Origin of the sequence: Pseudomonas sp. CCC3.1 (genome assembly GCF_034347405.1) — a bacterium.
In the GTDB taxonomy this organism is placed as follows: Bacteria; Pseudomonadota; Gammaproteobacteria; order Pseudomonadales; family Pseudomonadaceae; genus Aquipseudomonas.
This window is the reverse complement of sequence record NZ_CP133778.1, coordinates 2,099,318-2,114,508: the sequence shown is the minus strand read 5'-3', so window position 1 is coordinate 2,114,508 and position 15,191 is coordinate 2,099,318. Positions and strand designations below refer to the sequence as shown.

At 58.1% G+C, this 15,191-nt stretch carries 12 protein-coding genes and 1 pseudogene; 6 read left to right on the top strand and 7 right to left on the bottom strand.

Going from position 1 to position 15,191, the window contains the following annotated elements; genetic code table 11:
* Positions 1 to 16: 16 nt before the first annotated feature.
* The 5 genes from RHM56_RS09665 to RHM56_RS09645 all read left to right on the top strand — a co-directional run bounded on the left by RHM56_RS09665 (position 17) and on the right by RHM56_RS09645 (position 5,564).
* Positions 17 to 1,741 (top strand): FAD-dependent oxidoreductase, encoded by a 1,725-nt coding sequence (locus RHM56_RS09665; RefSeq protein WP_322240888.1) that lies wholly within the window; start codon positions 17 to 19, stop codon positions 1,739 to 1,741.
* A 22-nt stretch (positions 1,742 to 1,763) separates the two neighbouring features.
* On the top strand, positions 1,764 to 2,084 hold the full coding sequence (locus RHM56_RS09660) for an NIPSNAP family protein (protein WP_019408258.1): 321 nt from the start codon (positions 1,764 to 1,766) through the stop codon (positions 2,082 to 2,084).
* 68 nt (positions 2,085 to 2,152) lie between these two features.
* Positions 2,153 to 3,856: an FAD-dependent oxidoreductase gene (locus tag RHM56_RS09655; protein ID WP_322240886.1), complete on the top strand. Its 1,704-nt coding sequence runs from the start codon at positions 2,153 to 2,155 to the stop codon at positions 3,854 to 3,856.
* Between the two features lie 94 nt (positions 3,857 to 3,950).
* Positions 3,951 to 4,352 carry a hypothetical protein gene (locus RHM56_RS09650; RefSeq protein ID WP_322240884.1) on the top strand — a complete coding sequence of 134 codons (402 nt, stop codon included), beginning with the start codon at positions 3,951 to 3,953 and terminating at the stop codon, positions 4,350 to 4,352.
* A 324-nt stretch (positions 4,353 to 4,676) separates the two neighbouring features.
* Positions 4,677 to 5,564, top strand: coding sequence for a helix-turn-helix domain-containing protein (locus RHM56_RS09645; RefSeq protein WP_322240882.1), 888 nt, complete (start codon positions 4,677 to 4,679; stop codon positions 5,562 to 5,564).
* Positions 5,565 to 5,633: 69 nt separating this feature from the next.
* Here the strand turns inward: RHM56_RS09645 and RHM56_RS09640 are convergent, their stop codons facing one another.
* The 5 genes from RHM56_RS09640 to RHM56_RS09620 form a co-directional block, all read right to left on the bottom strand.
* Positions 5,634 to 7,031 (bottom strand): aromatic acid/H+ symport family MFS transporter, encoded by a 1,398-nt coding sequence (locus tag RHM56_RS09640; protein ID WP_322240880.1) that lies wholly within the window; start codon positions 7,029 to 7,031, stop codon positions 5,634 to 5,636.
* A gap of 49 nt (positions 7,032 to 7,080) precedes the next feature.
* Positions 7,081 to 7,419, bottom strand: a complete 339-nt coding sequence (locus RHM56_RS09635) for an NIPSNAP family protein (protein ID WP_322240878.1) — start codon at positions 7,417 to 7,419, stop codon at positions 7,081 to 7,083.
* A complete protein-coding gene (locus RHM56_RS09630; RefSeq protein WP_322240876.1) occupies positions 7,416 to 9,140 on the bottom strand; it encodes an FAD-dependent oxidoreductase in 1,725 nt (574 codons plus the stop codon). The genes RHM56_RS09635 and RHM56_RS09630 overlap by 4 nt, the downstream gene beginning before the upstream one ends.
* Complete coding sequence (locus RHM56_RS09625) at positions 9,137 to 9,961, bottom strand: SDR family oxidoreductase (protein ID WP_322240874.1); 825 nt, start codon at positions 9,959 to 9,961, stop codon at positions 9,137 to 9,139. The genes RHM56_RS09630 and RHM56_RS09625 overlap by 4 nt, the downstream gene beginning before the upstream one ends.
* Positions 9,962 to 10,176: 215 nt before the next feature.
* The gene (locus tag RHM56_RS09620; protein WP_322240872.1) at positions 10,177 to 12,600 is read right to left on the bottom strand and encodes an efflux RND transporter permease subunit; all 2,424 of its coding nucleotides are present in this window, start codon (positions 12,598 to 12,600) and stop codon (positions 10,177 to 10,179) included.
* A gap of 133 nt (positions 12,601 to 12,733) precedes the next feature.
* Here RHM56_RS09620 and RHM56_RS25945 point away from each other — a divergent pair, with 133 nt between their 5' ends.
* Positions 12,734 to 12,880: a hypothetical protein gene (locus RHM56_RS25945; RefSeq protein WP_416194910.1), complete on the top strand. Its 147-nt coding sequence runs from the start codon at positions 12,734 to 12,736 to the stop codon at positions 12,878 to 12,880.
* A gap of 150 nt (positions 12,881 to 13,030) precedes the next feature.
* Here the strand turns inward: RHM56_RS25945 and RHM56_RS09615 are convergent.
* Together RHM56_RS09615 and RHM56_RS09610 are read right to left on the bottom strand one after the other, a co-directional pair.
* A pseudogene (locus RHM56_RS09615) lies at positions 13,031 to 13,756 on the bottom strand (WD40/YVTN/BNR-like repeat-containing protein); the annotation flags it as partial.
* A gap of 68 nt (positions 13,757 to 13,824) precedes the next feature.
* Complete coding sequence (locus RHM56_RS09610) at positions 13,825 to 15,186, bottom strand: DUF1329 domain-containing protein (RefSeq protein WP_322240868.1); 1,362 nt, start codon at positions 15,184 to 15,186, stop codon at positions 13,825 to 13,827.
* Between the last annotated feature and the right edge of the window lie 5 nt (positions 15,187 to 15,191).

The following is a 15,191-nucleotide window of genomic DNA, read 5'->3' as shown; positions in this document are numbered from 1 at the left end:
TTAACAGGCGTTAACAATGAACACTACGACCTCTCTGCCGCCTGCCGATGCAGACCTGACCTATGACGTGATTGTCCTGGGTAGCGGGGCCGCCGGTTTCGCCGCCGCAGTGACTGCCAGTTGCCACGGTCTCAAGGTCCTGCTGGTGGAAAAGACCAATGCCTTCGGCGGTACATCGGCGATTTCCGGTGGGGCTGTGTGGCTGCACGATACCGATCAGGCCCGGGTCGCCGGGCATCACCTGCCCGCCGAACAGATGCGCCGTTACCTGAAAGAAGTGATCGGTGTTGGCTACAACCCGCAATTGATCGATGCCTTCATCGAGCAGGGGCGTGAAGCTCTGCGGTACCTTGAAACCCACAGCGAACTCAAATATAGCTTGCGGCCGCTCTCGCCCGACTATTACCCGGACTTGCCGGGAGGCACTCAAACCGGCCGCGCGCTGGAAATAGACGAGTACGACGGGCGCCGCCTTGGTGAGCATTTCAAAGCCCTCAAACGCCCCCCGGACGGCATGCTGCTGTTCGGCGGCATGATGGTCAACCGTGTCGACATTCAACACTTTTTGAGTTTCAAGCGTTCGCCGAAGTCCCTTTGGCACTGCCTGAAACTGATGGGACGTTATGCCATCGACCGTCTCAGCCACCCACGCGGCACCCGCCTGACCGTAGGCAATGCCTTGATCGCGCGCCTGGCCACCACTGCCCTGACCAACGGAGTCGATATATGGCTCCAGGCGACGCCCGAGGAGTTGATCACCGAACAGGGCTCGGTCAAGGGGGTGCAGATTTCCAGAGGGGGAGTCACCCGTTCGGTATTCGCGCGTGGCGGCGTGGTGCTGGCCATGGGCGGCTTTGCTGCAGGAGCGCATGCCGCAGAACAGCGGCCATACACTGATTCGGAGCACTGGAGCATGTCACCGCCCGCCAACGTCGGTGACGGGCAACGGTTGGCTGCGTCGGTCAACGCTGCAATCGGTCACAACCTGTCGGCGAATTTCTTCTGGGCCCCGGTCTCTGTGTTGCACAAGGCCGACGGCAGCATAGAACGCTTTCCGCATCTGGTCACCGACCGCGCCAAACCTGGCGTGATCGCGGTCAACCGTGCCGGACAACGCTTCGTCAATGAATCCGACTCCTACCACTGTTTCGTCGAGGGCATGTTCGCCAATAACGGCGCGAACGCCCCCTGTTGGTTGATCTGTGACAGCGAAGCCCTGAACAACTATGGCATCGGCCTGGCACGACCGCGCCCCGTCGACAACAGTGCTCTGATCGAGGCTGGTTATCTGCTGCGTGCCGACAGCCTCAGCGAATTGGCGCGCATCGCCGGCATCGACGCGAGCGCTCTGGAGCACACCCTGGCGCAGTTCAACGCCGATGCCGAACACGGTGTCGACCGCCAGTTCGGCAAGGGCAGTACGGCCTACAACCGGTACATGGGCGACCCGCTACATCAGCCGAATCCATGCCTGAAACCGCTGCTCAAGGCGCCGTTCTATGCCGTGCGTTTGTTTACCGGCGACCTGGGTTCAGCCCGTGGACTCGTCACTAATGGCCAGGCCAACGTGCTCGATCGCAGCAACACGCCGATCCCCGGACTCTACGCCGCCGGCAACGAAATGAATTCAATCATGGACGGCACCTACCCAGGTCCCGGAATCACCCTCGGCCCCGGCATCACATTCGGTTACCTCGCCGCCAGCGATATTGCACGCCGACTCGATCAACACACGACATAACCATCCTGCACTGGAGAACACCATGTACTACGAACTGCGCACCTACACGATTAAACCAACCAAGCTCGGCGACTGGCTGGCCCTGTACAAAAGCGCCGCATTGGCCGTGCAGCAAGAACACTTGGGCAATCTGGTTGGCTTCTTCACCACCGAAATAGGTGAGGTCAATCAAGTGGTGCACATCTGGGGCTATGACAGCCTTGACGATCGCATGACACGCCGCAACGCCATGGCGGCAGATGCGCGTTGGCAGGAATTCGCGCGGCAGAACAAGGCGCTGGATGCGGTGGTGACGCTGGAGTCGCGACTGCTGCGTCCGACCGACTTTTCCCCGCTCAAATAACCCCGTCGCAGCATCGCGCCGCTTCTGATCGGGAGCGGCCAACCTCATTCACTCTCGCGGTATTTTTTATGTGCATCAGCGACCCCCTGCTTTGTGATGTCCTAGTCGTCGGCTCTGGTGCCTCTGGGCTGGCAGCGGCGGTGACTGCCGGGCAACTGAACCTTGACGTCATCGTGGTGGAAAAGGAGCCGCAACTAGGCGGCACCAGCGCTTGGTCAGGGGGCTGGCTGTGGATTCCGCGCAACCCATTGGCCATCGCCGACGGCATCGTTGAAGACGTGGAGCAGTCGAGGGTGTACCTGCGTAACGAACTGCACAGCGAAGTGCTCGACCCTCGCGTGGAGGCGTTCTTAGAACAAGGCCCGAAGATGGTTGATTTTTTCCAACGCCATACTGAGGTGCAGTTTTTCTCCGGCAGCAAAATGCCTGACTTTCACGCCAGCGAAGGCCACGCAAAAGGGGGGCGCTCGGTCTGTGCGCAACCCTTTGACGGTCGCCTCCTTGGCCCTTGGATCAACAAACTACGACGCCCGCTCGACATGATTAGCCTGGCAGGAATGGGCATTGCCGGCGGCGCCGACCTCAACCATTTTCTCAATGCCCGCCAGTCACCGTCCTCATTGCTCTACGCCGGTAAGCGCCTGTTGCGCCACGCCCGCGACCTGCTCCGTCATGGTCGGGGCATGCACCTGGTGAACGGCAATGCACTGGTCGCCCGCTTGCTCAAAAGCGCCCTGGATTGCAAGGTCCGCCTGCTGACTGACACGCCCGTGCGAGAACTGCTACGTGAGGGTGAGCGGGTGGTCGGGGCACGCGTCGAGTCTGCCGGACGCTTGATCGAAATTCGAGCCCGACGTGGTGTAGTGCTCGCTTGCGGTGGTTTCCCCCACGACCGGCAGCGCATCGCACGCCTTTTCAAGCATGCGCCCCATGGCACCGAACATTTCAGCGCAGCGCCCAAGGGCAACACCGGCGATGGCCTGCGCCTGGGCGAGAGCGTCGGGGCATGCGTGGCATCCGACCTGAGCAATGCCGCCGCTTGGGCACCGGTGTCGCGTGTGCAGCGCAAAGATGGGGGGTTCAGCGGTTTTCCGCACCTGATGGAACGAGCCAAACCCGGGTTCATCGCCGTGCGCAACGATGGCCGACGCTTCGTCAACGAAGCCGACTCCTACCACGACTACATGTGCGCACTGTTTGCAGCCACGGGTTCCGGAGAAACCCCGACATCGTGGCTGATCTGCGATCACCACGCCCAACGTCGCTATGGTCTGGGCTGGTCCAAACCTTTTCCGTTCCCAACTGCGCGGTACGTACGCGAGGGCTACCTGTTCAAGGCCCCGACGTTGATCGAATTGGCACGCCAATGCGGCATCGATGAGCAACAACTGGAAGCCACCGTCAGCGCCTTTAACATTGACGCCGAACTGGGTCGTGACCCGCTCTTCCATCGCGGAGAATCGCACTACAACAAAGCCCAAGGCGAAGTTCTACACGGGCCAAATCCGTCCCTTGGTAGCCTGCGCAAAGGGCCGTTCTACGCGGTTAAGCTGGCGCCCGGCAGCCTTGGCACCTTCGCCGGTCTAAAGACCGATGCCTGCGCGCGGGCATTAGACGAACACGACTCGCCCATTCCAGGGCTGTTTGCCGTGGGCAATGACATGAACAGCATCATGAACGGCCATTACCCTAGCGGTGGCATCACTCTCGGTCCGGGTATGACCTTCGGTTACATCGCAGCAAGAGTGCTTGCCGGCCAGCCAGTGAACTGAAAAACACCCGATTAACTGGCCGCTTTATAAAGGTGAAGGGCCGCCGAGCAGATGAACGCTCGCGGGGTGATCAAAAAGCCATCGGGAGTCTGCAATGAGCACTACGGAAAAAAAGGCAATACCTGCACGATTGGCGTCCACCTATCCAGATGTTCAACAGGCATTGGACGCTATTATCCCAAGCAAAAAGATGGAAGTGGCAACGCGTATCGTTTTGTGGGCAGCCAATGAAGCTGGCTTAAACACAGCCGATATAGTTGTCGCACTTTCAAAAAATGATCCCGTGCTGTTCGACGAACTTATCGCCGACATGGAGGAGCAGCAATTCAGACTCTTTGAGCTCGGAGACGAGAGGCACCTAGCGTTTTTCAATAAGGCCCGTGCTTATAACGCTAGCGCATGGTTAGTCCGTGGCGTTCCACATGAAGCAATATACGAGTCCATTTTTTCGACGGAGAAAACGCTCGTCGCTGATGACTTTTTCAAGAAAAAATAAACGCTGCGACCCGTAAGCATTTCATCTAATCCACGTCGTTTTTTAAACGCCTGTTAATGGGCGATATCGATCGAAAAATGCTGCGCTTCAGTACTCATCAACAATCACCCAACGCAAACAGTGACTAGGTTTTGTTATTAATCACCCATTAAATCGATGCATTTAAACGAATCGTGATGCCTCGCCTACAAGTACGACAGCACGCCCAAGCATGGACAAAACCGACAACTATCGAGACTTTTACACCCATTAAGAGGGGCATTAGCCAACGCCAAAAAAATTCGCTAAGGTAAGGCCCAGGTACTCTCGTAGACTATAAATATAATGAACACGATTCCCTACTATGTCCTGTTCGGCGAGTCGACTCCGCCGGTCTGGCATGACTTCCTGCACGTCGAATCAATCTCACACCGCTCAGGTAGTTACAACTGGGAGATCGCCGCCCATCGTCACGACGGGCTGTTACAGATGCTGTACCTGCAAAGTGGCGAAGGCCAAGTGCTACTGGACAACCAGTGGGTCAAGGTCAAGGCGCCGTGCTTGCTATTTATCCCTGAACAAATCGTTCATGGCTTCGCTTGGCACGGACAGGTCGACGGGCATGTGATTACGGCCGTCCAGCACCCGCTGGTAAACATCATCCAGGTGCTCTCCCCCCGCCTATTACCGCAGATCCAGAAGCCCTATATCGTTGCTCTACCGCATTGGGCGCCAGTCGATAACCCGCTGATGCCGCTGTACCGAGCGTTGTACGAGGAGTATCACGGCCGTGGGCGGGAGCACGTTGCGTGCAGCATGTCATTACTCCTCGCACTGGTGATCCAGATGCTACGCCTGAGCGAGGACACCGAAGGCCTGCCTGCGCACCATCATGATCGACGTAGCCAGCAGATCATTGCCTTTCGCGAATTGGCGAATCAGCATTTTCGCGAACACCTGTCGCTCAATGACTACGCCAGTCGCCTCGGTATTACCGTGGTAACCCTAGGACGCCTGTGTCATGAACAGTTGGGAATGACGCCAATGACCTTGCTGAACGCCAGGCTGATCCTTGAAGCCAAGCGCGAGTTGGCCCATTCGTCCCAGAGCGTTAAGCAGATAGCCCATGGCATGGGCTATCTCGATGTCGGCTACTTCAGCCGATTCTTTCGCAAACACACTCAGCTCAGCCCCAGCGAGTTTCGCCAGCAGGCCCACGCCTCGCGCCAGTGAACGCTCAACCGCAGCGCGCTCGGCCAACACGCGCGGTAGCTTGACCCATTCTTGTAACGGCCCGCGTAATCACCCCAGCTTTTCCCCTGTGTGTCTGGGCACTCGCGATAGAGCTACCTTCTCGGCCGATTGCAAAGGTTGTGTCAATAGAGAGGCGTGCCGACACTGGCAATAAATCGCCAACGCGGCAACGCCAGCCGGAATCAGCATCGTCATGCAGATCTCAGCCAGCGACCAACCCAGACTGAGCATCTGCGCACCTGCGAATGCACTCAAAACAGCCCCTATCCGACCGACACCGCTCATCCAGCTAGCGCCCGTGGCGCGGGCTTGAGTGGGGTAATAACTGGCCGCCAAGGCGTTCATGCCGACGGACACCCCGTTGAGCCCGAAGCCGACGATACAGGCGACTGCACACAGTAAAACAAAATGACCGGTGGACTGGCCGATGGCAAAGATCGCCACACCGCAGCCCAAAAATGCAAGCGTCAACACGTTACGCTTGCCCCAACGATCCATCGCCCAGCCCACGAAAATGGCACCCGCTGGACCACCAACCTGAAAGATAGCGGTGACCACAGCCGCATCAGCAACGCTGTATTGGCCGACCTCTTTTATCAACGTCGGCAACCAGCCGCTAAAGAGGTAAACCATAAACAGGGCAATGATGTAGCCGACCCAGAGCATCAGCGTGCCAAACAGATAGCGCCGCGATAGCACCAGACCAATGGCGCCAGCCGCAGGCTTGCCCACTTGGGGCATCAGAAACGTTATGTTTGCAGTCACCAGACCAGGTGCCAGCTGCTTCATGATGGCGTGAATACGTTCAGACGCCGCACGCTGCGACACCAGAAAGGTCACCGACTCCGGTAGCTTGAAATACAGGATCGGTAGCACCAGTAACGGCAAGACGCCGCCCAGTACCAACACACTTTGCCATCCTAAATTCGGGATCATCCAGGCACTGGCAAAACCTCCCACTGCTGCCCCTAACGAGAAACCGCAAAAAGCGACGGTGATGAAGAATGAACGGCTGCGTGCCGGTGCGTACTCACTCACGAGGATACTTGCGTTCGGCATAGCGGCGCCCAGACCAAGGCCGGTCAAAAAGCGCAAAGCGACCAAGGTTTGCACATCCGAGGCGAAGGCTGTAGCGATGGTCAGCCCCCCAAACAAGCCGATACTGCATAGCAGCACGATCCTTCGGCCATACCGATCAGCCAGCGGTCCGGCCGTTAATGCACCGCCCGCTAACCCAATCAACGCAGCGCTGAGTACCGGACCCAACGCCTGCGGCCCCAACCCCCATTCCGCTTTTAACTGCGGTGCTATAAAGCCCATGATGGCGACGTCAAAACCATCAAGGGCGATGATCAGAAAACCGAAAAATACAACCCATCTCTGAAAGCGACCCACCGGGTGAGTATCGATCCACTCACTCACATCAATCGTTTTTTGCTGGTCCATCGAGTGTCCCTCATTCTTATTATTGTGGTGACTCAATCGTGTAGGTCACTTACTTGGAGTGATCCAAGCTTGCCAAGTGCACCGGTCTGATAATGCACGTTTCCTGAGCCACGATCAGATGACGGGTCGCCTGTAGATAAGCGCCGAAATCTGGATCACTGTCGCGAGCCATGCTGCGCTTTTCCATGTCGTCGAGGCTGTCGTAACCCCATAGATGAACCACCTGGTTCAGCGGGCCGATGCTACTGGTGTAGAACGCCAGCGGTGCGCCCAAATGCTTGAGCAGCAGAGGCATCGCCAACTGGTCGAACGCGTTGAGAAATTCAGCCATCCCGCGGGGCACGATGGTGTAAATGCGATGATCAACGACTGGTTTGGATAGGATCATGCGACCTGCTCCTGTTCGGTGTTTTCAGTGCCCAAAGAGGTCTTGGCCAAATGACGGCCAGTGATGAAACCGAACGTCATGATGGGTCCCAAGGTGATGCCGGCACCGGGGTAATTCCCACCCATGATGCTGGCGCGGTCATTGCCCACCGCATAGAGCCCTGGGATCGGGCTGTTTTTCTGGTCCAATACTTCACCCACGGTGCTGGTTCGCAGCCCATCGAAAGTCCCCAAATCGCCCATCACCAATTTGACCGCGTAGTAAGGTCCGGCACCGATGGGTGCCACGCAGGGATTAGGCTTATGTTGCGGATCCGCGAGGAAGCGGTTGAATGCTGTCGTACCACGACCGAACTCAACGTCCTTGCCTACGCTTGCACCTTGGTTGTAGCGCTCAACTGTTTGCTCAAGCCCGGGGCCGTCAATGCCCGCCTTGAGCGCCAACTCAGCCAGCGTACGGCCCTTTAACAGGTAACCATTGCGCAACAACGTACCCAGAGGCATGGGGGATGGCTTGGCAAAACCCAGGCCGTACTTGCCCAGCGTCCGGGCATCGCAGACCAGCCACATGGCGGTCTGGCTGCGCGTCACGTCGTTGTTGATCATGGCCTCGCCGACGTCATGGTAAGAGTTGGATTCATTGGTGAAGCGTCGCCCGGCGACATCGACGCCAATGATGCCGGGCTTGTAGCGATCCAGAAGATGCGGGAATGCAGTGAACTCCCCGTCACCGGTTGGCACTTTCGAGACCGGCATCCAAGCAGCCGCTGCTTGCAGACAAATATCCACTTGCCCGCCCACTGCTTCAGCCATTCGCAGACTGTCGCCAGTATTACTGTCGGGTACCGGCGAAAAATGCTCGCCTCCGCGTTTCACATGGGGGTAAGCCTCGCGTAATCGCTGCGTGTCATGGGAGAAGCCACCGCTCGCCAAGACAACGCCGCGGCGCGCATCGATGCGAAATTCGCCTTGGGCGCCAGAAGCCAGCACACCTGTAACGCAACCTTTTTCCTTGAGTAATTGCCGAGCGGCGACTCCGGTGACAATAGGAATGCCAAGATCAAGCGCCGACTTGGCCAGTCGCGCTGCCAAGGCATTGCCGCTGGTCACCTGAGTACCGCGCCGATACATCATCATCTCGCGCATATGCGTACCCAGCCGCTTGGCCACGTAAATGAACGACGTCAACGAGCGCGTAGCATTGAAGAAGTGTTTTAAATCAGCGTTGGACGAGTTGAACATCATGCCGATGAACGTGATGGTTTTAAGCGGGGGCCGCAAACGCTTCATATCAGCCCCTAACTCTCGAATATCGAACGGCGCGGCGAGGATCGAACGGCCGATGGCGAGCCCCCCGGGCGCGTCGGGGTGATAGTCAGGATATAAGGTGGGCACAAACTTGACGCAGGTCTCGCGCTCGAAGAACTCGACCATCTTCGGGCCGTTCTCCAGAAACGCTTCCACCGCCGGCGCGTCGTAATGCTTGCCGGCCTCAGCACGTAAGTAGGTTCTGGCCAAGTCGAGGCTGTCGCCGCTGTTTTGCGCCTTGCCAAGGTGGTTGTCGGGAATCCACAGAACCCCGCCAGAAAATGCCGTGGTACCTCCAAAAAAATCGGCCTTCTCAATGACAATCACATCAAGACCGGCCTTTTTCGCGACAATTGCAGTACTGAGCCCACCCGCCCCGGCACCGATGACAAGCACATCGCACACCCGATTCATGGTCGCGCCCCCACGAAACCTGGCCGCGGCAACAATGCCATCGGCATACTTTCAAAACCGCCATCTACTACCAATTCGGTACCGTTGATATAGCTGGATCGCGCACTGGCCAGAAATAACACGGCATCGGCTATGTCCTGCGGCTCGCCAATGCGGCAGCTGGCAGTCATGGCGCAACGTTGTCGTTCGATGTCGGGGTCGGCGTAAAAGGCTGCTGACAGGGGGGTACGGATCAGCCCAGGGCAAATGGCATTACTGCGGATGCCACGGTCGCCCCACTCCACCGCGAACTGTCGTGAAAGCATCGCGACTCCGGCCTTGGCAGTGCTGTAAGCGCCGCTCCAAGGCTGCGGCGAATGGGCGGCAATAGAGGCGATATTAATGATACGGCCACGGCCTTGAGCGAGCATTTGCTGCCCGAATGCCTGGGCGCACAGTAAGTAGCCACTGAGGTTGACCGAAAGCACCTGATTCCATTGTTCAAGCGTTATGGTCTCGAGGGACGCCGCGCGCAGGACGCTGGCGTTATTGACCAGAACATCGCAACGGCCATGGCGTGCCTGAACCTGCGCAGCGGCTTGCCGAACACTGTCTGGGTCGCTGATATCACAGGCTAAGGCGCTGACTGGCACTTCACTGTGCTCACTCAAATTCGCGGCCAGCTCGGTGCATTTGCTGACATCCAAATCAAGCAATACGACCGAAGCACCTTGCTTGACCAATTCACGCGCGACAACTGCACCGATGCCGCCTGCGGCCCCTGTCACTACACACACAGCACCGCTCAGGCCGAGCCAATCATTACTCTTATAATTGTTCATTCACTTCTCCAGCGTGTGCCGCTGACAAACGACACTTCGACTGAAATCAGGTTAAGCCGCAACCTGCGGCCCTAGAATGAACAAAACCCGCAATATTCAGCACTTTTCCTACAAAAAACTCAGTGGATGACTGACTGCTGGCCATCTAGATCAACATGACCGGCCTTGTTCAACCGGAGGACGAAGTCAACGTTGGCGCAGCCATCTTTGCCCCCTTAGCGCTCCTTGACTGACTGCGTAAGCGGCCTCGTTTCAGGCTTTTTTGCAAAGACCTTTTGCGGCAACAGAAGCCAAGCCAATGCTGGCAGCAGGATCAAGGCGCCCAGCATGTTCACCAAGAACATGAAGGCCAGCAGGATGCCCATATCAGCCTGGAATTTGATTGGCGAAAACGCCCAAGTCGACACCGCGACTGCCAACGTCATTGCGGTCAGCAATACCACCTTTCCTGTAAACAACAGCGCCTGATAATAGGCTTGGGGCAAGGTGTCTCCGGCGCGCATTCGAGCGAGAATCACGCTCAATACATAGAGCGCGTAGTCGATGCCAATGCCCACGCCGAGCGCAATCACCGGCAGTGTCGCCACTTTAACGCCCATCCCCAACACCACCATTAGCGCCTCACACAGAATTGAAGTGAGGATCAATGGCAGCATCGCGCAGAGGGTTGCTCGCCAACTGCGGAAGGTCAACAGGCATAACAGACTGACCGCGCCGTATACCCAGAACAGCATTTCATGCATGGATTTTTTCACCACGATATTGGTCGCAGCTTCGATGCCAGCACTGCCAGCGGCCAACATGAACTTGACCTCTGGTACCTGATGTTCGCTGATAAATTTCTCGCTGGCCTCCACCACTCGGTTCAGGGTATCGGCCTTGTGGTCAGTCAAGTAAACGTAAAGCGACAGCATCGAACAGCCCTGGTTGAACAGCTCTCGCGGTGCACGGGTCTGCACCGCACCCAACGCGCCGTCATTGGGGATCAGCTCATACCATTTGAAGTTACCTTCGTTGTAACCGACTGTGGCTATCTTGCTCAGCGCCGCCATGGACGTGGTCGACTCCACGCCAGGTAATTGCTCCAGCCTCCAGGCCAGCGCATCCACCGCTGACAGGCTGGGGTAGCGAGTGCACTGATCTTCCGGGGTCTTGATCATGACCACGAAAATATCCGAGCTGGCTGCGTAGTTGCGCGTCATAAATAGCGCATCACGGTTGTAACGCGAGTCGGCTCGCAACTCCGGCGCACCGGGATCAAGATCACCAATCTTCAGATGAAGGCTCACAGCAAAACCGAGTGCTGCCAGCAGCAGACCGCCCAACATCGCGCCAATGGCCCAGCGCCGCTGAGTGAACAAATCGAGAAAACGCCACAACGGATGTTTGATCTGCGCTTGCAGCTCGGCGGTTTCCGAGCTCAGGCTGCGCTGTGCCGCTGCCGGGCTGACCCCGATATAACTGAGTAGGATCGGTAGCATGATCAGGTTGGTGAGGATCAGCACCGCCACACCAAGGCTGGCGGTTATCGCCAGGTCCTGGATTACTCGGATATTGATCAACAGCAACACAGCGAACCCCACTGCATCACAGAGCAGCGCCGTCATGCCTGCGGCGAACAGACGGCGAAAGGTATAACGCGCGGCCACCACGCGGTGGGTGCCGCGCCCAACGTCCTGCATGATGCCGTTCATCTTTTGTGCGCCATGGCTCATGCCGATGGCGAACACCAGAAACGGCACCAACGCCGAGTAGGGGTCCAGCTCATAACCGAGGATGGCGAGCAGACCCAGCTGCCAGAGCACTGCCACCAGCGAACACGTCACCACCATCAAAGTGCTGCGCGCGCAGCGGGTGTAGCTATACAGCACCACCATGGTTACCAAGACCGCGACGACGAAAAATAGCAGGACCTGGGTTAACCCCTCGATCAGGTCGCCTGCGATTTTGGTGAAACCGGTGATGTGAATCCGCAGGTTATCCGTCTGGTACTTGTCCCGTAGGGCTTCCAGTTGCCGAGAAAACTCGCCGGAGTCGAGGGCTTTTCCGGTCTGCGGGTTGATATCCAGCAAGGGCACAAAGATCACACTGGATTTAAAGTTGCCGGCTACCAACTGTCCGACCTCGCCGGACCGGGCGACGTTGGTCCGCACCTGTTCAATACTGGCGGCGGAGCCATCGTAGTCATCGGGGATTACCGTGCCGCCATCCAAGCCCTCTTCCGTCACAGCCGTCCAGCGCGTGGTCGGAGTCCATAACGACTTCATGTAAGGGCGGTCGACACCCGGCAGCAGGTAGAGTTCGTCGTTGAGCTTGGCCAGGGTATCAAGGTAGTCCTGGGTGAAGATGCTGCCTTCCTTGACCTCCACGGCGATGCGCAGCGAATTGCCCAAGCCGCTCAACTCGCTGCGATGTTCCAAGAAGTTAGCGACATAGGGGTGGCCGGTCGGGATGGTCTTTTCATAACTGGCGTTGATGCCGACACGGGTGGCCTGCCAACCCAACAGCAAGGTCACCAGCAGACACAGCAGGATAACCAGTGGTCGATGGTTGAAGATCGCCCGTTCGGCAAAGTTGCCTGAAGTCTGGTCGAAGTCTGCCAGGCGGCCGATCACGGTTTGGATTTTGTCGTCTTTCAAGTCTGACTCCTGTTGCACGGGCTAAGGCCCGATAGCACTGCACCATGAAGGTTCAAGGTTTGCCGGTTGCCTGTGGGGCCTGGTCGGCGGCCACGCCACTCAAACCGACGCTGGCCAGACTGCCATCGGCCGCTTGCTGCACGGCCGCGACGGTCGTGCCACTGCGGCTCAGACGTTTTACAAAACTGCGGCCCTGGTCATGGCTGAACAAAAGCTCACCGCTTTGGCTGGCCATCAGCAGGCTGCCGTCACGCAACTCGATGGCGCTCGCCAGCGTTGACTCCACGCCAGTGTCGAGGCGCCGCCAACGGTTGCCGCGATCATCGGACCACCAGGCGTTGCCACGCAAACCGTAGGCAATCAAGGCGCCGTCACGGGTGCGGAGCAGACCGAAAAAGCTGCCTTCATAGGGTGATTTCAAGGTCTGGAAGGATTGCCCGGCATCGGTCGAACGCAACAGCAAACCGCGCTCCCCCACCAACAGCAGATCAGTGCCCGAGGCGCGGATGCCATACAGGTTCAGGCCCTGCGGGTTGTCCACATGCTGCATCCAGGCTTGCCAGGTTTGCCCGCCGTCGTCCGTGCGGTAGATCTGGTTGTAGGCACCCACGATGTAACCCTGCCGTCGATCACTGAAGTACACATCGAGAAAGGGCTTGTCCGGCCCGTCGCGCAGCAGATGCTGTGCCTGTTCCAGGTGGTTGGCACCACCCGGCTGATCGGTAATACGCTGCGCGGCCTGCACTGCCAGCTTGGCGGCGCGTTCACCATCGAGCTGCTTGTGCCAGGTTTCACCGCCGTCTTCGCTGTGCAACACCACGCCCAGATGACCAACCGCCCAGCCCTGCTCGGCGTCGACGAATTGCACCGCCGTCAGGCTGACGCTGACCGGCACACTGGCCTGGCGCCAACTTTTTCCCGAGTCGTCCGAGAGCAACACGATGCCCCTTTCTCCGACAGCCACCAAACGGTCCCCGGCCCGAGCCAACCCGAGTAATACCGCGCGCGAGGCCTTGCTCGTCAGCACTGCCTGCTGCTGCAGTACCGCGAATGTCCCAGCCTGCGCAGCGAAGGACGTGCTCGCCAACAGACACAACGCCAGGGCGCAGCCCCCCCATCGCAGGCCGAAACTCGCAAAAAATCTTTCAACGTTCATGTCTTTATCCCGCTTGGAAAAACGCACGCGACCGCGACGGGCTTTCACCCGCCACAGCCGCCCAGGGTTCAACGCATGTTTTCGTTGGCCATGGCATCCGGCGTAAAGAATGAGGCGGAAGGTTTTGCAACTTTCTGGTACTGCACCGCCAAGTCATTGCTTGAGGAGTTGAGGAAGTAGGCACCAGTGTCCAGGTTATAACTGCCCCACATAACCTGTGCGGTGAGCGCTGGCAGGTCCGGTGCCAGCAGCGTCAGCGAATACATCTGGCGTCCAAGTTTGCCCTGAGCGTCATAACCGTCAGCCATCAGGATCTGCCAAGAGTCCTCGTCGATGTAGTAGGTCCGACGCGGCACCACATGGCGTTTACCCGGTTTGAGCGTGGCCTCGACCACCCAGACCCGATGTTTCTCCCAACGCACCAAATCGGGGTTGAGGAAGTTCTGCTTGACCAAGTCATCGCTCTTGGCCAGACCGGCGCGGTTATTGTTGTAGGCAACGATCAGTTCTTTCTTGCCCATCAACTTGAGGTCGTAGCGATCGGTAGGCCCGAACAGCATGAACGCTTCATCAAACAGTCCAACCCCCGAGGTGACGAAGTCCGGCGTGTCGTAGGCGATGTTCGGCGCTCGACGCACCCGGCGTTGACCAACCAGGTACTGCCAGGCCGCGCGGTTAGCCGGGTCCAGGTCCCAATGGGTCATCAGGCCTTCACCGGCCTTGGACGATGGCAGTTCGGTGAGTAGTTTGCCAATCAGGTATTTGCCGGAGAAGTTTTCCAGACTGCCGTTTTCGACGTAGTAGGGAAACTGGTAGGTGTACTGGGCACGAGTCGCCTGGACTTTCTTGCCGCCCGCTGTCATCAGCCACGTGTCAAAAGGCGAGTTGATGGTATCGCCGCCCTGCCAGGAAAGGCGGTAGTTCCACAGCACTTGCGCACCATTCTCCGGAATCGGGAACGGAATGCCGCCGTAGGCATTAGTGACTTTCTCGGTCTCAACGTCCAGCGTGGCGCGGATGGCATTCTTGGCGGTATTGCCATACACCCATTGCGGGGCGGCTGCAGAGCGATGGGTCGGGTAAACGTCCAGTCGGTAGTCCGGGTATTTCTTCAACAGAACCTTGGTACCCTCGGCCAGTTCACTGGCGTACTGCTCCATGTTCGAGGCCTTGATCGAGTACAACGGTTTCTCGCCGGCGAATGGATCGGGACGTTTATCACCCGGCTTGTAACCCGGCGCGACCTGGGTGAAACCACCTTCCCAGGCTGGAATGCTGCCATCGGCGTTACCCGCCCGTTCACCGCCAAGGGGCGTCAGCTCGGATTTCAGGCGTGCTGCCTGCTCAGGCGACACCGCTGCCTGTGTCAGGCTCATGCCAGCAAGCGCCAGGGTAAGGACGCAGGTGTTGATAAATACTGTGTTCTGCATGGCGA

Excerpts from the sequence above, each read along its gene's own strand:
- RHM56_RS09635 (WP_322240878.1), bottom strand. The coding sequence starts at position 7,419 with ATGATCCTATCCAAACCAGTCGTTGATCATCGCATTTACACCATCGTG.
- RHM56_RS09610 (WP_322240868.1), bottom strand. The coding sequence starts at position 15,186 with ATGCAGAACACAGTATTTATCAACACCTGCGTCCTTACCCTGGCGCTT.
- RHM56_RS09630 (WP_322240876.1), bottom strand. The coding sequence starts at position 9,140 with ATGAATCGGGTGTGCGATGTGCTTGTCATCGGTGCCGGGGCGGGTGGG.
- RHM56_RS09640 (WP_322240880.1), bottom strand. The coding sequence starts at position 7,031 with ATGGACCAGCAAAAAACGATTGATGTGAGTGAGTGGATCGATACTCAC.
- RHM56_RS09665 (WP_322240888.1), top strand. The coding sequence starts at position 17 with ATGAACACTACGACCTCTCTGCCGCCTGCCGATGCAGACCTGACCTAT.
- RHM56_RS09650 (WP_322240884.1), top strand. The coding sequence starts at position 3,951 with ATGAGCACTACGGAAAAAAAGGCAATACCTGCACGATTGGCGTCCACC.
- RHM56_RS09655 (WP_322240886.1), top strand. The coding sequence starts at position 2,153 with ATGTGCATCAGCGACCCCCTGCTTTGTGATGTCCTAGTCGTCGGCTCT.
- RHM56_RS09645 (WP_322240882.1), top strand. The coding sequence starts at position 4,677 with ATGAACACGATTCCCTACTATGTCCTGTTCGGCGAGTCGACTCCGCCG.
- RHM56_RS09625 (WP_322240874.1), bottom strand. The coding sequence starts at position 9,961 with ATGAACAATTATAAGAGTAATGATTGGCTCGGCCTGAGCGGTGCTGTG.
- RHM56_RS09660 (WP_019408258.1), top strand. The coding sequence starts at position 1,764 with ATGTACTACGAACTGCGCACCTACACGATTAAACCAACCAAGCTCGGC.